Here is a 26,184-nt window from a genome sequence, read left to right as displayed (position 1 = left end):
GTGTTTATGAAGCGTGCTTGATGGTTTAGGTTGAATCTGAACCTTTGTTGGGAAAAGCGGACACAATCCATTCAGCCAATCACAAATGCGATTGGCTGGATAGACATATTGGTCAGTAAATTATGCGTTCGCAGCGGCTTGCTGCTGAGAGAGTTGGCGTTTTGACCAAAAACCGGCGAGCAGCGAACCGCTGATATTGTGCCAGACAGAAAACAGTGTGCCGGCAATCGCGGCGGTTGGGGCAAAAAATTTCATCGCCAGTGCTGTGGCTAAACCTGAATTTTGTAGGCCAACTTCAAATGCAATGGTGCGACATACTTTTTCTTCGAACCCCAGTTTTTTACTGATGAGGTAACCCGCGCCTAAGCCAATCGCATTGTGCAAGACAACCGCAACGGCGACCAAAGGGCCGACCTCCACTAACTTACCGGCATTCAGAGCCACGACAATGGCAATGATAGCAATAATCGCGAACATCGATACCAAAGGAAGGATTGGGCTAATGCGCTGAATAGGCTTATGTAACAAGCTATTGATAACCACGCCTATCAGCACCGGCGCGAGAACGACTTTTACCAAACTCATGATCATGCCAGCCACGGGAATATCCACCGCCTGCCCTGCCAGTAATTCGACCAGAAGTGGGGTAAAAAGAACACTCAGTAACGTACTGATGGCCGTCATGGTGATTGATAAAGCGACATCACCTTTAGCTAAAAAGCACATTACATTACTGCTGGTTCCTCCGGCCACACACCCAACCAAGACCAATCCTACGGTTAAGTTAGCATCGAAGTTAAGTAAAGTGGCGATCAGCAAAGCAACCAGCGGCATCACGCTAAATTGTAAAACGACGCCAGTGGACACCGCTTTAATGTTGGTTAGAACATTGGCAAAGTCTTTTGGCTGAAGGGTTAAGCCCATTGCTAGCATAATAATGGTGAGCAGTGGAACTATTTCGGTCTTAAACCCGGTAAATAGGTTGGGTTGGAAGAAAGCGATGGCAGATAAAGCCACTGCCCACAGCGGAAATAGTTGAGTTATTCTATTTATCATTCTCGTGTACCTGTTATTGTATTTGCAGCTCACATACTATTAACAAATGAATAAAAATGCACTGATATTGTTTGCTAAATAATGCTGAAGGTACCGACACACGAATTGATGGCCACTTTTCCTCTGTTTAGCTTCGATCTCTCGCCGTGTTAATGAAACATCACCAACACGGCGGCGACCGCGACAAGACAAAGTGCAAAAAAGTCTTTGCGGCGCGCTCGTTCTTTGAGCCAAAAAGCAGAAATCAGCATCATAAAAAAGATCTCGATTTGACCTAAGGTTTTGACATACGGCACGCTTTGCAGTGACATTGCACTGAACCAGCCAAGCGACCCTAAAAAGCTCATTAAACTGGTCAACATCACGGGGCCGCGCAGGGCGAACATTTTGCCAAGAGTCATACGATCTCGCATCAGCAAATAGCTCACCAGAATAAGCGTTTGCAGAGTAATCACGGAAAACAAAATCCATGCCGCACTATGAGGGAAAGGCAGGTGGAGACTTAAACTGGCTTCTCTGACCCACAGCGATGTAAGTGCAAACGCGCTACTGCACGCCAAACCGATAATCACGGTTTTTAGCGAAATGTGTTTAATTCGCTCTGGTGAACTGAGTATGATCACGGCAACACCACCCGCAAACACACCAAGCCAGCCCCAGTAAGTGAGTGTTGTGCCAAAAAAGAGGGTGCCGAGTAGGGCAGCGACTGGCGCCTCACATTTGGCGAGGCCGGCCCCGATGGCAAAGTTCTTTTGTTTAAATAGCAGCACCATCAGACCTGTTGCGACAATCTGCATGACCGCGGCCGCGATAACAAACGCGCTTGAGGTGAGAGTCAGTGTGGGCAGTTCAACTGGCTGTACTTGATACAGTGTCACTAAATAGATGAGAGCGAGTGGGCTTGCCCATAGAAAGCGCGCCAATGTGGTCCCTACCACGTTGAGTTCACCACTTAATTTGCTCTGTAACGCGTTGCGCCAAGCCTGACAAAATGCAGCAAAGCATGTAAAAATAATCCAGGTCATTTCACCTTCCGACATTCAGTTTTAATGATTAATTATGTGATTACACTCGTCACTTAACTGCTGTAAAAACGCTTGAGTTAGCAAAGGGTGAGATTTTGCGCTGACCGCTAACACCACATCAACCGCGGGAAGTGGTGGCATTGTTTCTAGAATGCTAAGTCCTTCACCGAGGCTCAGTCGTCCCATTGCACCAATGGCGAGCCCTGAACGAACGATGGCACGCTGTGCTGAAGCCGTATTACAGCTGGCTAATAATTGGTAGTCAATGCCACGTTTCGTCAGGCTATCAATCGCGGCGGCATGATATTTACAGTCAATTTGAAACAGGGCTAGCGTTAAAGGTTGTGTGATGTCGAGGTGATAATTAACAGCCGCGATCCAAACCCCTTGGTCACTGGTCAGCCAATATCCTTCTTCACTTTCTGGTGAGCGAGTCAAAATGGCTGCATCGAGCCTGCCATCATCGAGACCTTGACGCAGCGAAACACTGGGTTCGCTGTAAATCTGTATTGAGCAGGTCGGTTCTTTGCGTTTTAGCGCAGAGACCACATGAGGCAATACGGCGTCGTTATAATCTTCAGGACACCCCAGACGTAATGGTGTCTTTGACTGAAACTTCTTGAGTTGGCCCAACGCAGAATCATGGCTGGTGACCAAGTGCTTAGCGTGCGAACTTAAGCGCAGCCCCGCCGGTGTCAGAATTAAATTTCGCCCTTCCTTTTCAAATAAGGCCGCTCCAATTTCATCTTCCAGTTTACGCATTTGGGCACTTAACGCGGACTGAGTACGATGAATCTGCTTAGCGGCGCGGGTGAAACTTCCCGTTTCAACAAACGCAAGAAAACTGCGTAATGCTTCGATATCCATATATTGACGATTTGGCAGGCGAAAGAATAGCTCAAAGCTATCTCTTAGGTTCAAAGAAAACAAGCTTTTATCGTTATTTGAACCCATCATTATTTTGAATAGCAGCCATCAAAACTATGCGCTAGTAGTCAAACAGGGTGAAGGATAACCTTAAATCAAGGTTAACGTACAAAAGGATGATTGAAATGAAGCTATATATAGGTAACCAAAACTATTCGAGTTGGTCTTTACGGGCTTGGCTAATTTTTGCTCACTATGAGTTGGAGGTCGATGTTGAAAAGCTTACGTTATTTAGTCCGCAATTTTACGACACACTTGCTGGCAAAAACCCGGCGGCAAAAGTGCCTGCGCTTATTGATGGTGACGTAGCGGTTTGGGACTCGTTAGCGATTCTTGAATACATTAATGAAGCCAAGTTGAGCCATCAAGCATGGCCTGGCGCCATGAATGAGAGAGCGAAGGCCAGAGCGTTAGCCAGTGAAATGCACTCGGGTTTTTTCTCCATTCGTAATGAGCTGCCAATGAATTGCAGAGCGAAACGTCAAGTCACACTCAGTGAGCAAGCTAAGCAAGAAATCGCTCGAGTAGACGAGATGTGGAGTGAGCAAATGCGAACTTTCCCAGAAGGGTGGTTATTTGGGGAGTGGTCGATTGCCGATGCGATGTACGCGCCACTCGCTTTGAGATTTGAAACCTATCAAATTCCACTCTCGCCCCTAGCTCAGCAATACCAACATAAAGTGCTGGCCAGCCCGGCAATAAAATTATGGCTTCAACAAGCCAGCACGGAAACCGATATTGTTGAAGAAGATGAAGCCGGCGAACCGATTTAACCAGTTATGAGGCCACCCTATGGTGGCCTCATTGATTTGGATAACCCAGGCGTTTTTAACAGCCCAGTGGAGAAGACAAGCCGCCTAACTGACCTTCTACCGCTCCTTCTTTATAGGATTCTAGGCTTGGCATAATATTTAAACCAGACCGAGATTCGACTTCATCAACCGTGACTTCAAATGAACAATAGCTGCTACTACGTGAAGTATCTTGCTCCATGATAAAGGCAGAAGCTTCAACCCATCCGTTAACATCAGTAATAACGACCTTGAAATAGCCACTTGGAATGGTATGGCTCTCATCCGCTTGCGGCAATGAAGCAAAGTACCACTCGTAGAGTGGTCCTGAAACCACATACACGTCTTGGCCTGTCGATACATAGCTGCGAACGGCCGATTCTAGACGTGCCCATGGACCTTGGTTGAGGTTTGATGCTTGAGGAGTGATATTTGAAAGGTAGTTTAGCATCGCCCAATCCGATGTATTACTGAATGACGCCAGAGGAACTTGGTGACCACGGTCGGTACCTATGGTTGCGTGTGCATCTTGATAATCAGAAGGCTCAAGGGTCGCACTACTACTAATCGACGGGTCTGATCGCCAATTACGGCTGCGACTCGGTCCGTTAATGGTCGATGGTGTAACATGGTAGGCGACCCAGTTTGCAAATTTGGTGCTGCTGTTGTTATTCAGAGTGTAAATTGAACGCTCAATGGTTTGTCCGCTTATCCCGGTTGGGCAATTATAAACGCAGTTTGCCGCCAGTGAGAATGAACTCCATAAACTGGCTGCTGTAAAACATAAAACTTTTAATTTCATCGTGACTTTCCTTGTTGGTTTATAGGGAGATTCCATAACGCCAAATTAAGGTTAAGTAGCGATGAATGTATTGTTAAGCTTATTTCTGAGACGATCTTTTACGGCGAGAAAATATTGTTATTGGTCATTAAAATTGTGTATTTTTCAATTTTAATTGACGCATACTAAATGAGTGGTTTATTTTGAAATATAATTTATAGGAGCTTTTTCTACTATAAATATACAGTAAAGCTTTAGTTGATCGTTTAAAAGGCTCGATGTAATTTTTTGGATGATTACCTAACTTGTTTATAATTTGATATCGGCATGCTTACATAAACTCATTCTAATGATTGAGTTATTTGACCACTCAATTAAACCATTGAAGGGGGGTTGTGACAAGCTTGCTTTCTTTGAATTTTACACGAAGCTGCTGGTGTTATCAGTTTTGGTGGTTTTTATCGTGACTTTTGTCACTAGCTAGGTGAATGGTTTAAATTACCTTATTCCATTCTGCAAACAATTTATCAACCAAGTTGTTAATAAAATTTGCTTGCCTTTTTTAATTACGCGTCTTGTCACTATTACTATTGGATATAAAGGGACTTTATTTTTTGTCCGTCTCTGAACGTCTTATTGTTTATATAATGCGATGATAATGAACCTATCCAGATAAGAAACGAAGAAATGATCAATAATAAAAAATGCAGTTTGATACATGCTCATTTACTCATCTCGTTGGATTTGTGTATAACATTGCATTTTTGAAAACTTACTATTTGAAAATAAATTAAAGCAAAATTTAATAACTTTATAATTAGAAATGCTTGATAAATAATAAGAATTCTCATTTGTTTTGACGAAAGGAGAGAGGAATTTATTCTTAAGTTATTGTTTAAAAAGTTTATTTTAATTTTTGTCAGAGCAGTGTTTGTTTTTGTGTGGGAGGATGTTGTAAAAAAGTTGCTGCATTGAGTTCTTTCTGTGATCTGAGTATTTTTTATTGAGCAAATAGATACAAATCAATAACTAATTAACAGTCTAAAGGATAGGTATCAACTTAATGAGCAATAAAAAACAGCAACAAGAGGCCACATTTTCCGCTCGAAGACATTTTCTTTCATCGTCTGCTGCTCTGATGGTGGCGGCAGCCTTCACTCCGAGTATCGCTTGGGCAGATTCGGCACTTCTTTCCAAAGAGCAACGTCAATTTAGTCAATTAGCCCACTTTTTGACTGGGCAGTCAGCCCTGAATGGTGTCGTGATTCAGCGTGGCTACGAGGCGTTGACCGCGCAAGACTCCGCATTCCTTGCCCATTCAGCAATGGCTTGGCAGAAAATTCAGCAAGCAAATCTCACGTCAGTCGATGAACTCAATGAGCATTCATTGATGCAAGATGATGCCTTTGCACAGACCGTAAAACGTGTAGTCAGTGCTTTCTATTTGGGCTACACCGGGACGCCCATCAGTCAAAGAGCCAAAGATAATACCCGCTTTGTTACTTATACCGATGCCTTAATGTACCAACCCACGTTGGATGCCACTGTCATACCAAGCTACTCGCGAGCACGAACCAATTATTGGGTCAATCCGCCAGCTTCAATCGACAACGATTAATCAGTATCAATTAAGGAAGGTTCATTATGAGTAAGCACTATGATGCTGATGTTATTGTCATCGGCTCGGGTGCGCTTGGCAGCAATGCCGCGCACACTCTCGCCCAAAAAGGCAAATCTGTCATTATTTTGGAGGCTGGGGAGAAAATTCCTCGTTGGAAAATTGTGGAAAACTTTCGCAATTCCTCAAAAAAAGAAAATTACAATTCACCGTATCCCAATCAACCTTGGGCCCATCACTCTTACGATGATGCCTATATCGAAAATACCGGTTCGTTTGATTTTCGTCCGGGCATGCTTAAATTAGTCGGAGGCACCACTTGGCATTGGGCGGCTGCGGCCTGGCGTTACATTCCAAATGATATGAAAATCAAAAGCTTGTATGGTGTTGGTCGTGATTGGCCGATGGAGTACTCAGAGCTTGAACCCTATTATGTCAAAGCCGAATTGAACCTCGGTGTCTGTGGGTCAAACAGCGATGATCAAAGTGGTCAAGCTCAGCGACCTTGGCCACCACGTTCTGCACCATATCCAATGGAACCTGAAGCGGAAACGTATTTATTTCAACGTCTTAGAGACCGAATTGGTTCACAGGGGTTTCATTTTATCCATGAGCCTAATGCTCGGGCAACCAAGCCCTATGACAGCCGTCCAGCTTGTAGTGGTAATAATAATTGCATGCCCGTGTGTCCAATTGGCGCGATGTACAGTGGTCATGTCCATGCTCAACACGCTGAAGACAATGGCGCCAAACTGATTACCGACGCCACGGCTTATAAATTGGAGAAAGGTAGTAACGGGGATATCGTTGCTGTGCATTATCGACGTTCTACTGGAGAAGATGTTCGACTCACCGCTAAATACTTTATTGTTGCTGCTCATGGATTGGAAACACCAAAACTGCTGCTGATGTCTGATGTGGCCAACTCTTCTGACCAAGTCGGACGAAACTTAATGGATCACACCGGAGTCGGGTTGACCTTTTTGGCCGATGAGCCGGTTTGGATGGGACGAGGCGCAGTACAACAAGGTGGTATTTTTAATCGCCGAGATGGTGAGTTTCGTCAAGATTACGCAGCCGTTAAGCATGCGATCAGCAATGGTGTACCCAATATGAAAGTCGCAAGAAGGCTTATCGAGCAGGGGGTTTTTGGTAAGAAGCTCGATGAACAAATTCGCCATCAAGCGGCCCATTGGGTGGAAGTCTCAACAGTGTTTGAAATGCTACCGCACGCCAATAATCGAGTTCAGCCCAACCCTGATCGTAAAGACGCACTCGGAATTCCGATGCTCAAAGTGAATTATGATGTTGATGACTATGTCGCCGCGGCTAAGCCTTATGCAATGCAAGATTTTGCCAAGTTTGTCGAACTGATGGGTGGCACGGTGATTGAAGATGATACTGGGTGGCAGAACCGTGACCACATCATGGGAACGGTGATTATGGGTGATGACCCCGCAGATTCAGTCGTTAATCATGAATGTCGAACTTGGGATCATAAAAACTTATTTCTAGCGACCACGGGCGTGATTCCTGCTTCTGGGGTCATTAATCCAACGTTGACGGGCGTGGCATTAAGTATTCGTGCTGCCGAAATCATTGAGCGTGAAATATAGGAGCCCAAGATATGAAAAACGCCACCTTGTGGGCTATCAATATATGCCTTTTCTGCACATCCTTTAATGTGCTTGCCGATAATATCGATACCTCAATGCTGGATAAAGGTCGTTACCTTGCTACTGCGGCTGACTGCACCGCGTGCCACACACAGCCGAATTCACAAGCGAAGCCCTATGCAGGCAATTACGCGATTCATTCACCAATGGGTGACATTATCGCCAGCAATATTACGCCCTCCGCTGAATTTGGTATCGGCAACTACACCGAGCAGCAATTTTCTGATGCGCTGAGAAAAGGCATCGCAGCCGATGGTCATCATCTCTATCCAGCAATGCCTTATACCGCCTATTCAGGAATGACGGATGAAGACGTACATGCCCTTTATTACTACTTTATGCATGGTGTGGAACCGGTTGACGAGCCAGCAAAACAAACCGAATTAGACTTTCCATTTAATATTCGCGCCCTGATGTTTGGGTGGAATCTGCTCTATGCCAATGATCAGCCTTATACGCCCGATGATACGCAGTCTGCCGAGCTGTCTCGCGGCCAATATTTGTCTGACGTTTTGGGGCATTGTTCTACCTGCCATACACCGCGAAATAGCTTGATGGCCGAAGATCAAAGTCAATATCTGGCGGGCGCTGAGCTTGATGGGTGGTACGCGCCAAATATTACCTCAGATGCGGAATCTGGTATTGGTAACTGGTCATATCAGGATATCGCTCAATATTTGAAAACGGGGGACGTCCCTGGCAAGGCGCAAGCGGGTGGGCCGATGGCGGAAGCCATTGAGCATAGCTTTCGTCATTTGAATGATGGTGACCTGAACGCGATTGCTAAATACATTAAACAAGTGCCAGCAATCCAAACGCCAGTCGCTAAGGCATTGACTAAACCGGTAACCTCGAGTGTACATCAACAGATAACGGGTCAAGGTGATCAGGCATCACTTGCCGATACGAGTGAGCAAGACGGTGGTCGTTTGTATCAGAATGCTTGTGCAAGTTGCCACGGACGTGATGGCGCAGGAACCGATGATCACTTTTATCCATCTCTCGTTGAGAATCGTACCGTGACGGCAGCCAAAGCAAATAATCTCATTATGGCGATCAGTGATGGCGTTGCGCGTCAAGGCAACCAATATGATGTATTGATGCCTGCGTTTAAACGTGATCTGTCGAATCAGCAAATTGCTAGCGTGACGAACTATGTTCGCCAGCGCTTTGGTCAAGTGAAAAGTGATCTTTCATCACAAGACGTTGCTGCCATTCGTCATGGTCAAGAAGCGCCATTTGTGATTCGTTACGCATCGACACTGCTGGTATCGGCATTGGTGCTTGTACTCATTGTTATTGGCTTTGTCGTTGTCTACCGTCGACGCAAATAATCGGGATTAAAAAGCGCCTCAAACTGGGCGCTTTTTTTATCGGTTGTTGCAAAGGGAATGACAATACGATCCGCAAAGGTTTCGTTAACTAACTGAGCGAGTTCCGCCGCCTATTAATAACGGTGACATGATAGGTAATCCAAAGTGAGCGGGGATAATGAATCATTATTTAAACAAACAACTTGCATACTATGATCAGCATTTTGCATGCACGGCGTCGGTGGTGTTTGGCAGCCGTTGGTGGAAAAATCAGACGAGCGGTTTACCTGATATCTGGGTTGCGTTGTATCGTAAAGCGGAAACCGGACGGGCGCATGATGTGTTGGTCACTCTGGGTATGAGCCAAGTTCCGCAATGTTTCCCTGCCGATTATCATGATGAAAAATGGTCGACGGAATTACTGATCTATCTTGAAGCGGTGACCGAGCGAGACATCCATTGGATGCTTTGGCTTGCAACGTTGCCATACAGCAACCAAATGTTGCTTGGGTATGGAGATAGCATTGAACTGCCAGAAAATATGTATGAAGGTAGCCGTTTATCCACTTGTTTACTGATGTCGCCAGCCATTGAGATGGATAATAAGCTATTGGAGAATTTTGATGCGGCGCCATATCCGGTTGAACCGTTGTGGGTCGTCCCTGTTACTGAGGCCGAATCGGCTTTAAAACAGCAGCAAGGACTCGCGCCCATTTGTCACTTATTTCAACAAAATCAACATCCGCTAGTGCTTAATCGTCAGCGGTTGTGTTACCTTGCCCCCATAAAGCCAAACTAGAAAGACCAAGTTATGTCCAAACAATTTTCAGAAGCTTGTGAACGCAATAAATATCCTATCCTTACGCACTTAAAATCTCATTTTCGTACCGCTCGTAGAGTATTAGAAATTGGCTCAGGAACAGGCCAGCATGCGGCGCATTTCGCGACTCATCTTCCTCATCTTGTTTGGCATACCAGCGATATGCCAAATAACCACCTCAGTATCCGCACTTATGTACGGGAAAAAGCATTAACAAATTTGGTTGAACCGATTGAATTTACCGTGGGTATTGATGCTTGGCCACTGGGTGATGTAGATGCGGTGTTTACCGCGAATACTACTCATATCATGCAGCCAGAAGAAGCGAAACTAATGATGGAATCAGTGCAAGCCGCGTTACCTGCCGATGGTGTGTTTTGCCAATATGGCCCAATGAAAATAAAAGGCGAATTTTCGGGGGATAGCGACCGCGAGTTTGATCAACAAATTCGTGCTCAAGGTTTTGGGGGCATTCGGGATTTAGAGCAATTGGTTGAATGGGCGAACGGACTGCGCTTAGAGCATGTTATATCAATGCCTGCCAATAACTTTTTATTAGTGTGGAAAAAATAACTGCGCGTTATCCATTTGGTTTACGCAAATATTAATTGACCTGAATACCTCGTCAAAATGAATTAATCCGGCATCAATATTCACGATCTTCTATTTTATGCAACTATGAGACGTGCAGGTTATATAAGGCTTGGAAAGGTGTACGGATTAATTATATTAGAGTAATCACTGTAAATTTAATTCATTTTCAGTATGAGTCGTTTTATAATCGAAAGTTAATTATTTTTGCTGTTCAAAGTAAAAAATGATTAACCGTCGTACGCAAACGAAGCATGAATAATATAACAATATGCAATGCGTTTAATAATGGAAAGAGAATGCCAATCTCTCAGAAAAAATAAGGACTCACATGCTTTTTAAATTGTCAGTGTCACGCAAGTTGGCGATTGTCGATATTGTTGTCGTGTTTGCCGCTTTGGCTCATTATTTTTTGGTTGATGACCGCTTAGATTGGTCAGTTTACTTGGCGGGTGTTTTTGCCCTTGGTTTGATTAATTTTGTGGTGATTTATCGTTATTTATCGACACAAATTACCGAATTAGAGCAGCAACTTTTCTCACAGCTTAATAATAATCGTCGAATTCGTAAGCAAGGGCACGCGCTTGATCATATTAAATCGGGTATTCAGATCTTGCTTGATGATTGCAATAGTTATGAGCAACAAGTGGCGACGCTGAGTGATAACAACCAGACCTATCAGCAACAAGTGAGTGAACTTCAAGCTCAAGGGCAACGTCAACAAGGTGTTTGGCAAGATCGCATTGATAGTGCAGCACGCTCTCTGGAACAACTTTATGGGGTTGTTGAACATTTGGCAGAAGAGATTGCTCACTGTGCTCAAGGTGCGGCAAATTCAGCCACGGATGTTGAAGGCAGTGCCAAGAACGTTGCAGCCTCTGCCGCGGCAACAAAAGAAGACGCGGATTATATTAATGGATTTAAAGGTCAAATTGCTCAGCTTGGCGTGAGTGTCACCACAATCAATGAGTTGGCCTTAGAGATTAACGATATTTCAGACCAAACCAACTTGCTGGCACTTAATGCCTCGATTGAAGCCGCGCGTGCCGGAGAGCAAGGGCGTGGATTCGCTGTGGTGGCTGATGAAGTCCGTAATCTTGCTGCTCGAGCTCGCTCTTCAAGTGCCAAAATTGAACAAAGCATTGAATCGGTGGCTCGTGAAGCTCAAGAATGCAGTGTTGGTATTGAGCGTATTAGCTCGCATGTGGATCAGGCGGTCATTTTCAATAATGCAGAAAAAGAGTCGGTGCATAGCATCTATGAGCGTCTCGCGCAGTTAAGCGATAAAATTTCGCAACTTGTGGCTGTTGTTGATGAACAAAAATCGCTACTTGATATTGCTAAGCGTGACGTGGATGCGGCCAAAGCGTACTAAACCGCGATTCATGCCAAGATAAAAGACGCCTCAAGGCGTCTTTTTTGTATCAAATGCTTGGGAACACCTGTTAGTTACGTGTTGCCACGCAGCGCTGTGCAAAATGTATCAGAACTTGTTGCGCATTTGGTGTGGCACACACCTGCGCCACTAAATTCTGATACGTCTCTGCTACATACTGTTTTTGGTTTTGCAGTGAATCCAAAATGATGTCAGTGGTGAACTCGGGATGAAACTGAACGCCCCAAGTTGTATCCCCAACGCGAAAAGCGTGGTGATCATCCATCTCACTGCTTGCTAAACATGTCGCACCATCAGGCAGCGCGAGTACAGACTGAAAATGCACAGCTTGGGCTTTAAAGCGGGTTGGTAGCGTTGAAAATAGAGGGTCGTCGTTACTCTCTGGGTGCCGCTGGATATCCACTGTGCCGATTTCCAACCCTTGAGGATTAAAGTCTGCTCGTCCCCCAAGTGCACAAGCGATCAATTGATGGCCAAAGCAGATACCCAGTAGGGGAACCTGCTTGTCGTGTAATTCGACAATTTGTTGCGACAGACGCTGCATCCAAGGTGCCTGTTCCGTCACCATAGAGAGCGAACCCATGATAATCACACCTGCAAATGGTTGATCCGGAATAGGGTGTGCGACACCGTCGTGAAATTGAATGCGGATTTCTAGGGGACCAATCGCTGTTTTCGCCCACTGTTCAAAATCACCAAATCGTTGCAATTGACTCGCTGGCGCATGTCCAACATTCACAATCAATAACGCGTTCATTATCTTCCTTGTTCATTGTACGTCTGTGTCTGCTTAATCTAGAGAAATGCTGGCCCAACTGCAATGAAGATTTATCCGTTGAACAATCGAACTCACCTGGTTAGTCGTCACTTGTTTGTCTTTGATAGAAAGCGGTTAATAGCCAAACTGCACATACAATAACTAAATAATATGAAGAGTTTAGGCTTAAAGGGTGGTAAACCTCTGCTTCTATCCCAATATCATTGTTACAGTCAACCTCAAACCAAAAGGAAGCACAATGACAGACCAATATGTTCCGCCTAAAGTTTGGACCATGGACAACGAAAATGGTGGCCAGTGGGCTAGTATCAACCGCCCAGATTCAGGTGCTCGCCATGAACAAGAACTGCCAGTCGGAGAACATCCACTGCAGCTTTATTCGATGGGGACGCCGAACGGTCAGAAAGTCACGATTATGCTAGAAGAGTTGCTGGCACTGGGTGTGAGTGAAGCAGAGTATGACGCCCATATTATTAAAATTGGCGAAGGCGATCAGTTTTCTTCTGGCTTTGTGGCGGCGAATCCAAATTCTAAAATTCCAGCACTTGTTGATCGCTCGGGCAGCGACGCCATCAACGTCTTTGAGTCTGGCAATATTCTGTTTTATCTAGCAGAGAAATTTGGATACCTGTTACCGAAAGAGGTAAAAGCTCGCACAGAAGTCATGAACTGGCTGTTTTGGCTACAGGGTTCGGCGCCATACTTAGGTGGTGGTTTTGGTCATTTCTACGCTTATGCACCAGAGAAGTTTGAATATCCCATCAACCGTTTTGCAATGGAAGCCAAACGCCAGTTGGATGTCCTTGATAAGCGCCTCGCTAACAACACCTTCCTTGGCGGTGAAGAGTATAGTATCGCTGATATTGCGACTTGGCCTTGGTATGGCAACTTGGTGTTAGGCCGAGCATATGATGCTGCTGAGTTCCTCGATGTAGAAAGCTACAAGCACGTACAACGCTGGGCGAAAGCAATCGATGAGCGCCAAGCAGTGAAGCGTGGACGCATTGTCAATCGTACGGGTGAAGGTTTTGTTGAAGAGCGCCATAGCGCTGCAGATATTGATAAAGTGGTTGGCTAAAAGCTGAACCTATGGATACCAAAAAAGGGTTAGGCATAATGCCTAACCCTTTTTCATTCTGGTTGTACGTCTATAAATAGCGAGCCATTAAATGCTGTTTAAAAAAGCTGGCGTTAAGTTTTTCTCCGGTCGCTTGTTCGACCAAATTATCGGTATTGAGTAAGCTACCTTTTTGCCAAATATTGCCCGACAGCCAATTAAAAATAGGTGACAGATCTCCACTTTCAATCGCACCATCGACATCCACAGTTTTCTTCATCGCCGCCATAAACTGAGCAGCATACATCGCGCCCAGTGTGTAGCTTGGGAAATACCCAAAAGCACCATCTGTCCAATGAATGTCTTGCATGCAACCGTTTCGGTAATTATCTTTTGTTGATAGCCCCAAATACGCCTGCATTTTGTTATCCCAAAGCTCAGGAACATCAGTGTGTTTTATCTCGCCATTAATTAACGCCTTTTCAATCTCATAGCGCAAAATGACATGTGCTGGATAAGTTAACTCATCGGCATCAACACGAATAAAATCTTTTTTCACTTGAGTATAAAGACGTTGCAGGTTTGTGCGTGACATTAAGCTCGGGTCATGCTCTGCAAAGTGCTTTTGTGCTAGACGAGCGAGGTGACCAATAAACGCCTCACTGCGGGCGACTTGCATTTCAAAAAATAGAGACTGAGATTCATGAATCCCCATCGAACGAGCTTCACCCGCTGGTGTACCAGCCCATGCTTTCGGCAGCCCTTGTTCGTAGCGCGCGTGGCCAGTTTCGTGAACAATGCCCATCAGAGATTGCACGAATTCGCTCTCATCGTAACGCGTTGTGATACGGACATCCGTTGGTACGCCGCCACAAAAAGGGTGCACGCTTTCATCAAGTCGCCCATGCTCAAAATCGAATTGCAGCAGCTGCATGACCTCCATACCGAGTTGTTTTTGCGTCGCGCGATGAAACTGTCCGGTTGGGGAAACAAGCTCTAGACTCGACTGTTGGTCGATGACTTGGTCAATCAGTGAGGGAAGCCAAGTTTTGACATCGGTGAATAACACGTCAAGCGATGCTGAGTTTGTTCCTGGTTCATACAAATCAAGCATTGCATCGTAACGGGTCAGCCCATTCGCTTCGGCGCGGATTTGGGCTTCTTGCTGGGAAAGATTGACCACTTCTGACCAGTTAGCTTCGAATCCTTGCCAGTCATTGTCGACTCGCTGCTTACGCCAAGCGTGTTCGCATTTTGAACCCGCAAGAGATTTGGCTTGCACCAGATCTTCTGGAAGCACGGTCGCTTGCTGCCATTCGCGTTTGAGTTCCCGTAAAGCGGCTTGTTGTTCATGCGATAAGTCTTCTTGCTGTGCTTTATCGAACCACTCGCCCAACTGAGGGGCCGTCATTAACTGATGAATGTGTACAGAAAGTTCAGCCATCGCTTCAGAGCGCGCCTGATTGCCGCCACTGGGCATGACCGTTGCCTGATCCCAACCGCTGATCGCCGCAAGATGTTTAAAGTTGGAAACTTTTTTGGAATGTTGAACTAACTGGTCGAAAGCACTCATAAATCGTCCTAATTGGCTTAGAGAAGAAAGTAAATGTTATCAACTTTTTACAGTGTCCCCAAGGCAAGAATAGCGTTACCAAAAAAGTGGCTAGCGCTTTGGACGTTTTCGCGGTACTTTGACCCGAGGAGTTATTGATTGACAACAGGACGTTAAGCGCCATGATTCAAAATTTTGAAGCCTTCATTGTGGCTATTACTATTCTTACGCTTACCCCAGGCCTTGATACGGCTCTGGTAATTCGTAATACCTCGCGCGGGGGTTTTGTCGATGGCAGTATGACCAGTTTGGGGATTTGCAGTGGGCTCTTCGTTCACGCGTTCCTTTCCGCCATCGGAATTTCTGCGGTTTTAGCGCAATCTGCGGAATTATTCCAAGCCGTGAAATTGGTCGGTGCGGCTTACTTAGTTTATCTGGGTGTGACCAGCCTTAAAGCAACGTTTCAAGGGGCGGGTACGCTTCATGTTCAGCAAGGTCACCAACATCGTTTTATTCTCAAACGGTCGCTCAAAGAAGGATTTCTTTCAAATGTCCTCAATCCAAAAACCGCCGTGTTTTATCTCGCGTTTTTGCCTCAGTTTATTAATCCTGAGTATTCGCCTTTAGTCCAATCTATGCTGATGGCAGCGATTCATTTTGTTATCGCTATGGTTTGGCAATGTGGCGTCGCAGGGGCTTTGAATAAAGCGAAAAACTTGCTTAAAAATGGACGCTTTATGCGCTGGATGGAGGCAACAACGGGCATGGTATTGGTTGCACTCGGCGTAAAACTGATGCTTGAAAAGCAATAAGCGTGATAGGTATCTTCAATCTGGCGGCTAATCCCTCTCTTCTAATCTAGCCTCAGTATTGCAGTGATGCGATAGTCAATCGCAACCTAACGATTATCGCGGGGAATTGACCTTAAATGTGTTATTCCCCGCAAAAATTACTACTTATCGATGTTGTTACCTGTCTCATGTTTAAGTATGTGTGATCCTGTGACGCCCTAATTTGTTGTGTCGAAAGTTTAGCTATTGTCTATGCTTACAAAGCTGTACCTAAACTTAGTCAACCTAGGGGGAGCACAATCAATGAAAGTAAAAGCAGATCCATTAACCGTTGGATTGATGGTGGGCGTTATCATGTGGGGTTGGAACAAAATGACCGCGGAGCCTATCTGTAATGTCGTTGAAAAGCATGAGGGCAAAGAAGTGTTGGTCCCTTATCAATGTAAAGACGTTATCAATAACAAAGTGGTAAAAAAGTAGCTGGATTTTCAAACAATGCCGAGTGAATTCAATGTATGGTGCATCGCATAAAAAAGCGCCTGAATGGCGCTTTTTTAATGAGGGATTTAACAGAGCTTTAGCTATCGGTTTGCAGTTTTGCTTTGTTTAGCGCAATGGCTTGAAAATAATGTTGAGTTTCAGTGACTACCACGTTGCGAAGTGCCAACAGCCCAATTAAGTTCGGAATCGCCATTAAACCGTTAACGATATCCGCAATCACCCAAATCATATCAAGATGTAAAAACGCGCCTGACGCGACTAACACCAAGAAGACGATTTTATACGCCACCACAGCCTTAGTACCAAATAGGTAAACCACACAGCGCTCACCATAGTAGTTCCAACCCAAAATAGTGGTAAAGGCAAAGAACATGAGTCCGATAGAAACTAGCGTGGGTCCCAGGGTGCCCGCATTCAAGCCTTGAGCAAACGCATGGGTGGTCATGGCTGCGCCTGCGTAATCACTTTGCCATGCGCCAGTGAGTATGAGAGCAAGGCCCGTCATGGTGCAGATAATAATGGTGTCAAAGAAGGTACCGGTCATAGAAATCAGGCCTTGGCGTACGCAAGAGTCGGTTTTTGCCGCCGCTGCCGCCATTGGCGCGCTCCCTAATCCAGACTCATTGGAAAAAACCCCGCGCGCAATCCCTGATTGAATGGCAATCATGATGGTTGCACCAGTAAATCCGCCCGTCGCCGCTGTCGAAGAGAAGGCCGAGGTTAATACGAGAGTTACAGCGTCAATCAGTTTATCAGCGTTTAAGACAATGACACTTAAACAAGCCAGCACATAAAATACCGCCATTGTCGGCACGACTTTACCGGCGACTTTAGAAATAGATTGAATACCACCTAAGGTGACACAGGCGACCAGCACAGTAAGAATCACGATCGAAACTTCCCGTGATAGGCCAAAAGAAATTTCGCTGGCATCAATTATCGCGTTCACTTGAGGAAACGTCCCGATACCAAAACAGGCCACACCCAAGGCAAACACGGCAAATAAAGTTGCGAGCAATTTAGACCCGACGCCGTACTGCAGGTAATACATAGGCCCGCCGACCATTTGCCCATTTTCGTCAACTTTGCGGTATTTTACCGCTAGTAAACATTCGGTGTATTTCGTTGCCATGCCAAACAGCGCGGCTAGCCACATCCAAAATAGTGCGCCTGGCCCGCCGAGCTTTATCGCGGTTGCCACGCCGACAATATTCCCAGTACCTATGGTTGCTGATAATGCAGTACACAGCGCAGCAAAACTTGAAACATCACCTTCGGCCTTGTTTTTATCACGGCTAAAGACGAGTTTTAGTGCGGTCGGTAAATGGCGAAATTGCAGTAAACCTAAACGAAAAGTAAAGTAAATACCGGTACCAACGAGCAGAATCAGTAGTGGGGGACCCCATACAAAACTGTCAATGGTATTGAGAAGTGCTTCTATATTATTCATGAATTCCCCTTAATGGATAATGCATTACTAAGGAGAAGAGGGAAAGGGCAGTTTGGTCGAACATAACACAGATCAAACGCACAAAACGATGTTGATTTCGTCATATAGCGCGGTCGATTCTTTCCACTCCTCTGTCCTTTTGCCTGAGAGTTTCACCCCATGATGGGACTTGCTCCTTCGGCGACCGATTCAACGGTTCTCTCCAGAGGTTCCTCCAACTACAGTCCTCACTTGCTAAGGGGACGCCCTTAGCGCATTCTGATTTATCAGAATAAAGCACCTGAAAGATTTACTTCTTCGGCGGGTTTATCTAACCAATTGTTAATAATTGGTTATAAACCACTCTCCTGTAGTCTTCATCGGAACAATTACCTAGGTGGTAATTTGCGAAGCAGATATTACGAAAAAAAAAGTGTGATGTCATGCAAAAAATCAATGGAGCGATGAATAAAGCGGAATCGAATGAATAGAATCTACCGGAAGCTGACCAAATTTCGGCTAAGTCATGTAAACTAATAGGATTATTAGAGTGTTGGTAAGAAGAGGAATCTCTTTCTTCCCTAAGCTAAGGAGTAATTATGACTCGCTTAATTGCTATTGCGGTGTTTGTCGTGTTGGCGTTTTTATTGATTCGCTACCGAACCAGTGAAAAACTTCAAAAATGGGTTGTGATTACTGTTATCTCTGGTCTGGTTCTTTATACCAGCACTCTTGTGATCAGTGAGTTGATACGCTAGCGAACAAGGAGCGAGCAGTGAATAAGCACCATGATGTTGATGAGTCAGACGAAAACGTTGTTGTTATTGAACAGCGCGATAAGCGAACTTATCTGTATGTTGTGATAGCCGGTGTATTGGGTTTAGCCCTTGGCGGGCTAGTAGGGGCATCTGTCACTGCTAATGATTGGCAAGCGACCTACCAGCAGTTGGAGTCAAAATATCAGGCTTTGGAAGACGATAAACTGCAGTTAGTTGCTCAGGTAGATAAAAAATTAGCCAGTGTCGACCAAGAAGTAGAGAGTAAGTTTAGCCAAGCAGTGGAAGAGCAAAAAAAGCAATATGAGGACAAAATCTCTGAGTTGGAAAAGGAACTTGGCGAACTTAAGGAGCAAAATACCGAGTTGAGCCAAGACTTGAACCAACAAGTGCAACAGTTGGAAAGCGCGACGAAGAAGAATGATCGTCTCAACCAGCAAACGGATATGCAGGCGACGATGTTTGAGCGGGCTCGCGAGTTGTTCAAAAAGGAAGAGCAAACCAAGCAAGAACTTGCTGAGCTGCAAAAAGAGAAAAAAGAACTTCAACCAACAATCGAATCGTTGAAAACGGAGTGTGACGCATACTTAGAAGGTGCGTCATGGGACGCAAAATCGGATTCGTGTGATAAACAAGACGAAGCCCAGTCACGTTTAAGCCAAGTGGAACAAATGATTCAAGTTCACCAAATGGATTTAAAACAGATCCAAGCACTTAGTGAAGATTTGGGGTTATAGTATTTTATCTGGTTAAAGCCTCGTTGTGACGAGGCTTTTTTGTGCAACATATCTCATTGAGCCGTACGGTTTATAAAAACAGATCAATTAATTGAATTTTTACCTTTATACTCATTTTGTATGACAGTCTTTCAAAAAAGATGAACAAGGATTGAGTCGAGGTCTAAATGGAAAGGATGAAACGCGTTGACGCACAAGTTTTACGAGTGAAACTTGCCGTCCACCTCGGGTTTTATCTCGCTGTGATCTTGATAACCTACACGCTTGTTTCCCAGCATCAAGAGTTGGGCTGGTGGTTTCTACTTTATCCTATGCTGATGGCCGTTGGTCATTTTCATTCTCATCCCAACGTAAAGCGCTGGAGTGCGATACTGTCACTGGGGCTAGTGGTTTATGGCGGCTGGCTTGAGCCATTAAATCCAGAATATGTAGAAGAAGTCTTCATACTGCTTCCACTGTGTTACATCGTCATGTTTCCTGGCTCGCTGTGGCCAAATGCCATTGTGCCAGTCTTGATCATCTGTTATCTACGTTACTTACCACAAAGTGACTATGGCGAGTTTTTTGAGGACATCATTGAACTCGCCGTGATTACCGCTATTTCTTCAATGATGGTCCGCTTTCAGCAAAAATATCGCCATTTAGTCGACACGTATCAAAAAGACAGTTTGACCGACTTTTTAACTCAGCTCCCAAACCGCAAAGCCTATCTCGAAGAGGTAAAGCAACTTTCGGCACGTCTAGAGCATGGTATGGCGATCATTGGACTGAATGACTTTAAATCGGTCAACGATAGCTTGGGCTACACCAATGGCGATAACTTATTGATTAAGTTTGGTGACCATTTGCTGACCTTAGTCGGGGGGCATGGCAAAGTGTACCGTTTAGGGGGGGATGAATTTATTGTGTTATTTAGCGCCCAGCAGAAAGTCGAAAACACCATTCGTTCCACCCTTGAGCATCTGGCGCAAAGCACCCAGCAAGTGTTTCTTATTGGCAATACCTCACATCGGCTTTCATACAGCGTTGGTGTTGCGTTGTATAATGATGCGCTTGGCGACCCACGGTTGTGGGAGAAAAATGCGTCTACCGCGCTGTATAAAGCGCGAGTCCGCGGTACAAATCAGGTGCAGTGGTACGATGATGAACTGCTTGAAGAGTCAGTTCGTCAGCATCAAATTGAAATCGAGCTCACGGGCGCTATTGATTCTGAGCAGTTTTTTTTAGTGTATCAGCCTAAAGTCGATATTAAACAAAATACCGTTGTTGGCGCGGAAGCTTTAATCCGCTGGCAGCATCCTTTTTTAGGCATGATTCCTCCCAATGACTTTATTAACATTGCTGAAAAGACGTCGCAGATAGTGCCGATTGGTCGTTGGGTGATTCGTCAAGCCTGTTTGCAAGCCAAAGTTTGGTACGACATGAATCATCCGGTTTGTGTCTCAGTCAACGTGTCAACAATCCAATTTGCCCACGATGAGGTAGATCAATACATCGAGCGAGTGCTTGATGAAACTCGTTTACCGCCTCACTTACTGCAAATCGAAATCACCGAAACCGCATTAATGCAGTGTTCTGACTTTGTGGTATCTGGGTGTACGCGCATACGCGAAATGGGGGTGTCAGTGGCCGTGGATGACTTTGGGGTTGAATATTCATCACTGAATTACCTTAAGCAACTACCGGTTGATGTCCTTAAAATAGATAAAGCGTTTGTTGATGACTGTGTTGTCGAACATACCGATCATATGTTGGTGAGAACCATCATTCAGATTGGACGTAATTTAGGCAAAAGAGTAGTTGCCGAAGGGGTAGAAAACCAAGAGCAGCTAGAGTTACTGGCGCTCGAAGGTTGTGATGAGTATCAGGGTTATTTTTATTGCAAGCCTATCGAGTCGCGAAGCTTTACTCAATTGCTTAACCGTTCAGTCAATGAATAAAACTGGGCTAACTATATCGTTAGCCCAAGGGGGCAATTATTTATTTAACGCTGCCAACACTTCATCCTTTGTCCCAGTTTCCGCTAGGCGAGGGAATACGAGGTTAACGCTGTTATTGTGCGTGTCTAGATTGAGATCGGTCATGCTGTCTGTTGCAATTGTGACATTGTAACCCAGTTCGTAGGCTTGACGTGCTGTTGATTCCACACCAATGGATGTCGCGATTCCTACAACCACCACTTGAGTCACTCCTAGGGCTTGTAACTGCTGGTCGAGATCTGTTTTATTAAACGCACCCCACGTTGTTTTCGAGATTTTAATATCGCTCTCTTGAACGTTTAATTCTGGTGTCAATTCGGCCCAGTCTGCGGGTGGTTGTTCGTCACTGTCTACGCTTTGGTCTGTGCGACCCGGAGCGCTATCGACCACGTTCACGATGACGACGGGCAAGCCTTTTTCACGAAATGCGTTTGCCAAAGTGGCACTGTTATCAATAACGGGCTGAGCAGGATGCACAGTAGGCAAAGCGATGATCCCTTTTTGTAGGTCAATAACAATGAGGGCTGTTTTAGGATCAAGTTGAGTAATTGCCATGATGGAATCCTTATCTGTTGATAATAAAAACGGTGCACATATAGCACCACTATACGTCACCTTAGCATCAGTCGCCGCTGGATTTAAATCATAGGAATTTGAAAGAGTTGTTTGAATTATTTGATGTTAGAGCAGCGGGAGTAGCCGCTTAAACACATAAAGCTCCCTTAATCCAAAACTAAGAGAGCTTTAAAAGCGAGTGATTAGCCAATCATTCGGTTGTCGGCCATAACGTCATTAAGGACGATGGTTTGCGCACGCTTGAAGAAGTTAAAGTCGGTTGCAGTCGCACTGGTGTAAGCGCCCATCATGCGGCCAACAATCAAGTCACCGTTATTCAATTTTGGCAACATGATGTGGTCTGAAATGACATCAATGCTGTCGCATGTAGGGCCTACTAACACACTTGAGTGCATGTCATTACTTTGTTTGGTGGTATACAGCGGGTACTGACCATGGTCAAAAATGACACCACTGAACGAGCCGTACACGCCGTCATCAAGATAATACCAAGTTTGCCCTTCACGTTGTGCTTGGCCCATGACGGATGCAACAGACGTCATGCAAGCCGCGACAATAAAGCGCCCAGGCTCCGCCAGTACTTGTACGGTTTCAGGCAGTGTACTCAGAGCTTGGTTGATGGGTTTACAAAACGCCTCAATCGGCATAACGGGCTGAGTGTAAGTGACGGGAAAGCCGCCACCAATATCCAAAGTACTCAGCGCAGGTAGTCCAAGCTCAACCACACGCTCCATCACCGCTTTACACGCCAATATTGCATCCACATATTTCTGTGGGTTCAAGGTTTGAGAGCCGACATGGAACGACAAACCTTTTATGCGAACGCCAATGGCTTGCGCTCTGTCGATGATCTCGATTGCATCTTGTGCAGAGCAACCAAATTTTTTCGATAAATCGGCGAACACCTCTGCGTTACGAAAACTTAGGCGAACCAATATTTCGACTTCGTTTTTGTAGGGGATGAACTTTTCTAGTTCGTTAAGATTGTCGACGACGAACACATTACATCCATACTCAAGCGCTGCACGGATATCAGCATCTCGTTTAATGGGATGTGAGTGAATTGTTCTGTGTGCAGGCACGCCACGGCTTGCAACCAATTCCACTTCGCCTGTTGTTGCCAAATCAAAGCTCGCACCTTCTTCAAGCAACGTATCGACGACTGCAGGGTGAGGTAGCGGTTTTAGAGCAAAGTGCAAAGTCACGTTAGGAAGTGCGTTTGATAATGCACGATATTGCTGGCGAACGGAATCGCAATCAAGCAATAAAAGTGGTGCGCCAAATTGAGCAACTGAAGCTTCAATTAATTGAGCGTCTCCAGTGCTAAGAACGGCAGGTAAGATAGGGAAAAGATCCAACGCTGATTGTGCCATGGGGTAGCCTCCGAAACAGTGGGCAAACTTTCCCGTTACGCGGGAAAGCTGAGCGTCAATAAAAACGTGTAAACACGCCGTCAAAGTCACTCTTGGATAGTTGCTCTATCGCCTTGCCACAAACAACCTGTGATGTACTCGGATTGGCTATCATCAAGAAGCAGCGCGATAATAAAATCGGATTTTTATTTGCGCAACTCTTTTTTTGTCTAGAATTGAAAATAATTTTAATTCATTGAAATTAAATAGTTTATTATGGGTTTTTCTGAGTCTCTAGCAATAATAAATCGGTAATTTCATTGTTAATGTAATGTTAAATTTACATTTTTACAGCCCAAGGTTGATGACAGATATCAATAAGAAATTGGCATTTTAAACGCATTATTCCACCTTTATAACCATAGGCAGAGTAAATCTCTGTGTTTGAACGGGAAGGTGGAATATGAACAATCAATACAACCCGCTCGGAACGGATGGTTTTGAGTTTGTTGAGTACACGGCCGCAGACGCCGAGGGCATCGAGCAACTCAAGTTACTTTTTTTCTCATTAGGTTTTGCAGAAATCGCCCAGCACCGTTCCAAACAAGCCTGGCTGTATCGTCAAGGTGATATTAATTTCATCATTAATGCTCAACCAAGAAGCCAAGCACAGACGTTTGCCGATGTTCATGGTCCCTCAGTTTGTGGCATGGCATTTCGTGTTCAAGATGCAGCACATGCGCACAGTCATGCCATTGCCAAAGGGGCTCAGCCTTATGAAACAGAAATCGGCCCGATGGAACTGAGCATTCCGGCTATCTGTGGTATTGGCGGTAGTCTTATTTATTTTGTGGATCGCTATGGCGATAACACCATCTACGATGTGGATTTCAAGTTTTACCCTGATGCAGAGCTTAAGCAAGAGACTATCGCGGTTGGTCTCAACACGATTGACCACCTGACGCATAATGTTCGCCAGGGAGAAATGGATACATGGGCTGGTTTTTACGAGCGCATTGGCCAATTTCGAGAAATTCGCTACTTTGATATCGAAGGTAAACTTACCGGGCTTGTGAGTCGAGCGATGACCTCACCATGTGGGAAAATTCGAATTCCAATTAACGAATCTCGCGATGACAAATCACAAATTGAGGAGTTTATTCGAGAATACAACGGTGAAGGCATTCAGCACATTGCTTTATCGACCGAGGACATTTACGCAACGGTTGAGGTTCTCAGACAGCGCGGAGTGCAGTTTATGTCCACGCCAGACACCTATTATGAGCGAGTTGACAGCCGTGTCGCTGGCCACAGTGAAGATCTCAGCCAGTTACAAGCGCTCAATATTTTGATTGATGGCGCTCCAGAAAAAGACGGCATTTTACTGCAGATCTTCACCCAAACCGTGATTGGGCCAATATTCTTTGAAATCATTCAACGCAAAGGTAACCAAGGTTTTGGTGAGGGTAACTTTAAAGCGCTGTTTGAATCGATTGAAGAAGACCAAATACGTCGTGGAGTATTGAATGATGCGTAAACCGATGACTTATCCTCACCGCGAAGGGGTTTGCTCACGGCAAGCACATGCGGATTTACCCAAAGACGCAATCTATGAACGTGAAGTTGGGCAAGAAGGGTTTTATGGTCCCGCGACCCATTTTCATCATCAACACCCGCCGACAGCATGGTGCGATTGGCAAGGCGAACTCAGGCCTCGCTGCTTCAACTTAAATCACCTCGATAGTGAACGAGATGTGCCTTGGGGGGCGGCGGCACTTTTGCACAACCAACAATGTAAAATCCGTACTTGGCGTCTAAATCAACCGATGACACATTTAGTACGGAACGCCGATGGGGATGAATTGCTGTTTATCCACCAAGGTCAGGGCGATGTGTATTGTGATTATGGTCATATCACGTTAAAGCCCGGTGATTATCTACTGATACCACGCTCGACGATGTGGCGAATTGAACCTTCACAAGCAATGTTTATATTGATGATTGAGTGTACCGACAGCCATTATCAATTGCCTGACAAAGGATTGCTTGGCCAGCATGCGATCTTTGATCCTGCTGTGCTTGAAATTCCGAAAATTAACCACGCATTCCAAGCGCAATACAGTGAGCATACGACGCAAGTTTATGTTAAGCGCCACGATAAAATGAACGTCATTACTTTTCCGTTCAATCCGCTGGATGCCATTGGTTGGCACGGCGATTTAGCCGTCGCGAAACTTAACTGGCGAGACATTCGACCGCTGTCCTCTCATCGTTACCATTTACCGCCATCGGCGCATACGACGTTTGTTGCGGGTGATTTTGTGGTGTGCACCTTTGTTCCTCGTCCAATAGAAAGTGATCCGGGGGCGTTGAAAGTGCCGTTTTTTCACAATAATGATGATTATGACGAAGTTCTTTTTTACCACAGTGGGGATTTTTTTAGTCGCGATAACATAGAGCCGGGAATGATGACGTTTCATCCCGCTGGGTTTACCCATGGCCCGCACCCTAAAGCGTTCGAATCCGGACAACGTCACGCAAAAACGTTTACTGATGAAGTGGCGGTCATGATTGATACGCGCCATGCCTTAATAGTGGATGAGCAGGCATCGAGCGTTGAGAATACAGACTATATTTCAAGTTGGCAGTAAACTGAATAACT

Annotated in this window: 24 protein-coding genes and 1 riboswitch; of the genes, 15 read left to right on the top strand and 9 right to left on the bottom strand. The window is 45.2% G+C overall.

Going from position 1 to position 26,184, the window contains the following annotated elements; genetic code table 11:
- Positions 1 to 120 precede the first annotated feature (120 nt).
- The 3 genes from M1D72_RS15320 to M1D72_RS15310 form a co-directional block, all read right to left on the bottom strand.
- Complete coding sequence (locus M1D72_RS15320) at positions 121 to 1,056, bottom strand: bile acid:sodium symporter family protein (protein WP_390189695.1); 936 nt, start codon at positions 1,054 to 1,056, stop codon at positions 121 to 123.
- A gap of 149 nt (positions 1,057 to 1,205) precedes the next feature.
- Complete coding sequence (locus tag M1D72_RS15315) at positions 1,206 to 2,081, bottom strand: multidrug transporter (RefSeq protein ID WP_456295746.1); 876 nt, start codon at positions 2,079 to 2,081, stop codon at positions 1,206 to 1,208.
- A gap of 21 nt (positions 2,082 to 2,102) precedes the next feature.
- On the bottom strand, positions 2,103 to 2,948 hold the full coding sequence (locus M1D72_RS15310; protein WP_456297407.1) for a LysR family transcriptional regulator: 846 nt from the start codon (positions 2,946 to 2,948) through the stop codon (positions 2,103 to 2,105).
- A gap of 185 nt (positions 2,949 to 3,133) precedes the next feature.
- Here M1D72_RS15310 and M1D72_RS15305 point away from each other — a divergent pair, with 185 nt between their 5' ends.
- Complete coding sequence (locus tag M1D72_RS15305; RefSeq protein ID WP_456295745.1) at positions 3,134 to 3,781, top strand: glutathione S-transferase family protein; 648 nt, start codon at positions 3,134 to 3,136, stop codon at positions 3,779 to 3,781.
- A gap of 55 nt (positions 3,782 to 3,836) precedes the next feature.
- Here M1D72_RS15305 and M1D72_RS15300 read toward each other — a convergent pair whose 3' ends face one another.
- Positions 3,837 to 4,601 carry a DNA/RNA non-specific endonuclease gene (locus M1D72_RS15300; protein WP_456295744.1) on the bottom strand — a complete coding sequence of 255 codons (765 nt, stop codon included), beginning with the start codon at positions 4,599 to 4,601 and terminating at the stop codon, positions 3,837 to 3,839.
- Positions 4,602 to 5,643: 1,042 nt separating this feature from the next.
- Here M1D72_RS15300 and M1D72_RS15295 point away from each other — a divergent pair.
- From M1D72_RS15295 to M1D72_RS15270, 6 genes are all read left to right on the top strand, one after another.
- On the top strand, positions 5,644 to 6,198 hold the full coding sequence (locus M1D72_RS15295; RefSeq protein WP_456295743.1) for a sugar dehydrogenase complex small subunit: 555 nt from the start codon (positions 5,644 to 5,646) through the stop codon (positions 6,196 to 6,198).
- Positions 6,199 to 6,224: 26 nt separating this feature from the next.
- Positions 6,225 to 7,814 carry a GMC family oxidoreductase gene (locus M1D72_RS15290; RefSeq protein WP_456295742.1) on the top strand — a complete coding sequence of 530 codons (1,590 nt, stop codon included), beginning with the start codon at positions 6,225 to 6,227 and terminating at the stop codon, positions 7,812 to 7,814.
- Between the two features lie 11 nt (positions 7,815 to 7,825).
- Positions 7,826 to 9,208, top strand: a complete 1,383-nt coding sequence (locus M1D72_RS15285) for a c-type cytochrome (RefSeq protein WP_456295741.1) — start codon at positions 7,826 to 7,828, stop codon at positions 9,206 to 9,208.
- 157 nt (positions 9,209 to 9,365) lie between these two features.
- The gene (locus M1D72_RS15280; protein WP_456295740.1) at positions 9,366 to 9,986 is read left to right on the top strand and encodes a suppressor of fused domain protein; all 621 of its coding nucleotides are present in this window, start codon (positions 9,366 to 9,368) and stop codon (positions 9,984 to 9,986) included.
- Between the two features lie 12 nt (positions 9,987 to 9,998).
- Positions 9,999 to 10,580 carry a DUF938 domain-containing protein gene (locus M1D72_RS15275; RefSeq protein WP_456295739.1) on the top strand — a complete coding sequence of 194 codons (582 nt, stop codon included), beginning with the start codon at positions 9,999 to 10,001 and terminating at the stop codon, positions 10,578 to 10,580.
- A gap of 349 nt (positions 10,581 to 10,929) precedes the next feature.
- Positions 10,930 to 11,973 carry a methyl-accepting chemotaxis protein gene (locus tag M1D72_RS15270; RefSeq protein WP_390189712.1) on the top strand — a complete coding sequence of 348 codons (1,044 nt, stop codon included), beginning with the start codon at positions 10,930 to 10,932 and terminating at the stop codon, positions 11,971 to 11,973.
- A gap of 70 nt (positions 11,974 to 12,043) precedes the next feature.
- On the opposite strand, the gene M1D72_RS15265 is transcribed toward M1D72_RS15270, so the two are convergent.
- On the bottom strand, positions 12,044 to 12,751 hold the full coding sequence (locus M1D72_RS15265; RefSeq protein ID WP_456295738.1) for a glutamine amidotransferase: 708 nt from the start codon (positions 12,749 to 12,751) through the stop codon (positions 12,044 to 12,046).
- Positions 12,752 to 13,010: 259 nt separating this feature from the next.
- On the opposite strand from M1D72_RS15265, the gene yghU reads away from it, so the two are divergent.
- Positions 13,011 to 13,850, top strand: a complete 840-nt coding sequence (yghU, locus tag M1D72_RS15260; RefSeq protein ID WP_456295737.1) for a glutathione-dependent disulfide-bond oxidoreductase — start codon at positions 13,011 to 13,013, stop codon at positions 13,848 to 13,850.
- 70 nt (positions 13,851 to 13,920) lie between these two features.
- On the opposite strand, the gene M1D72_RS15255 is transcribed toward yghU, so the two are convergent.
- A complete protein-coding gene (locus M1D72_RS15255) occupies positions 13,921 to 15,402 on the bottom strand; it encodes a carboxypeptidase M32 (protein ID WP_456295736.1) in 1,482 nt (493 codons plus the stop codon).
- 161 nt (positions 15,403 to 15,563) lie between these two features.
- Here M1D72_RS15255 and M1D72_RS15250 point away from each other — a divergent pair, with 161 nt between their 5' ends.
- Together M1D72_RS15250 and M1D72_RS15245 are read left to right on the top strand one after the other, a co-directional pair.
- Positions 15,564 to 16,193: a LysE family translocator gene (locus tag M1D72_RS15250; RefSeq protein ID WP_456295735.1), complete on the top strand. Its 630-nt coding sequence runs from the start codon at positions 15,564 to 15,566 to the stop codon at positions 16,191 to 16,193.
- Between the two features lie 282 nt (positions 16,194 to 16,475).
- A complete protein-coding gene (locus tag M1D72_RS15245; protein WP_390189723.1) occupies positions 16,476 to 16,652 on the top strand; it encodes a hypothetical protein in 177 nt (58 codons plus the stop codon).
- 97 nt (positions 16,653 to 16,749) lie between these two features.
- Here M1D72_RS15245 and M1D72_RS15240 read toward each other — a convergent pair whose 3' ends face one another.
- Positions 16,750 to 18,123: an alanine/glycine:cation symporter family protein gene (locus M1D72_RS15240; protein ID WP_456295734.1), complete on the bottom strand. Its 1,374-nt coding sequence runs from the start codon at positions 18,121 to 18,123 to the stop codon at positions 16,750 to 16,752.
- Positions 18,124 to 18,244: 121 nt separating this feature from the next.
- A riboswitch (glycine riboswitch) is annotated at positions 18,245 to 18,339 on the bottom strand.
- Positions 18,340 to 18,701: 362 nt separating this feature from the next.
- Here M1D72_RS15240 and M1D72_RS15235 point away from each other — a divergent pair.
- The 3 genes from M1D72_RS15235 (at position 18,702) to M1D72_RS15225 (ending at position 21,555) form a co-directional block, all read left to right on the top strand.
- Positions 18,702 to 18,860, top strand: coding sequence for a hypothetical protein (locus M1D72_RS15235; RefSeq protein ID WP_390189728.1), 159 nt, complete (start codon positions 18,702 to 18,704; stop codon positions 18,858 to 18,860).
- Between the two features lie 17 nt (positions 18,861 to 18,877).
- Positions 18,878 to 19,615, top strand: coding sequence for a chromosome partitioning protein ParA (locus M1D72_RS15230; protein ID WP_456295733.1), 738 nt, complete (start codon positions 18,878 to 18,880; stop codon positions 19,613 to 19,615).
- 176 nt (positions 19,616 to 19,791) lie between these two features.
- A complete protein-coding gene (locus M1D72_RS15225; RefSeq protein ID WP_456295732.1) occupies positions 19,792 to 21,555 on the top strand; it encodes a putative bifunctional diguanylate cyclase/phosphodiesterase in 1,764 nt (587 codons plus the stop codon).
- 36 nt (positions 21,556 to 21,591) lie between these two features.
- Here M1D72_RS15225 and M1D72_RS15220 read toward each other — a convergent pair whose 3' ends face one another.
- On the bottom strand, positions 21,592 to 22,149 hold the full coding sequence (locus M1D72_RS15220) for an isochorismatase family protein (RefSeq protein ID WP_390189734.1): 558 nt from the start codon (positions 22,147 to 22,149) through the stop codon (positions 21,592 to 21,594).
- Positions 22,150 to 22,352: 203 nt separating this feature from the next.
- A complete protein-coding gene (locus M1D72_RS15215) occupies positions 22,353 to 23,543 on the bottom strand; it encodes a type III PLP-dependent enzyme (RefSeq protein WP_456295731.1) in 1,191 nt (396 codons plus the stop codon).
- Between the two features lie 442 nt (positions 23,544 to 23,985).
- Here M1D72_RS15215 and hppD point away from each other — a divergent pair, with 442 nt between their 5' ends.
- Both hppD and M1D72_RS15205 read left to right on the top strand, forming a co-directional pair.
- A complete protein-coding gene (hppD, locus tag M1D72_RS15210; RefSeq protein WP_456295730.1) occupies positions 23,986 to 25,059 on the top strand; it encodes a 4-hydroxyphenylpyruvate dioxygenase in 1,074 nt (357 codons plus the stop codon).
- Positions 25,052 to 26,173 (top strand): homogentisate 1,2-dioxygenase, encoded by a 1,122-nt coding sequence (locus M1D72_RS15205; protein ID WP_456297406.1) that lies wholly within the window; start codon positions 25,052 to 25,054, stop codon positions 26,171 to 26,173. Before hppD ends, M1D72_RS15205 begins: the two co-directional genes overlap by 8 nt.
- The last annotated feature ends 11 nt before the right edge of the window (positions 26,174 to 26,184 follow it).

Source organism: Vibrio sp. AK197, from assembly GCF_053903115.1.
This window is presented reverse-complemented; position numbering and strand designations above follow the sequence as displayed.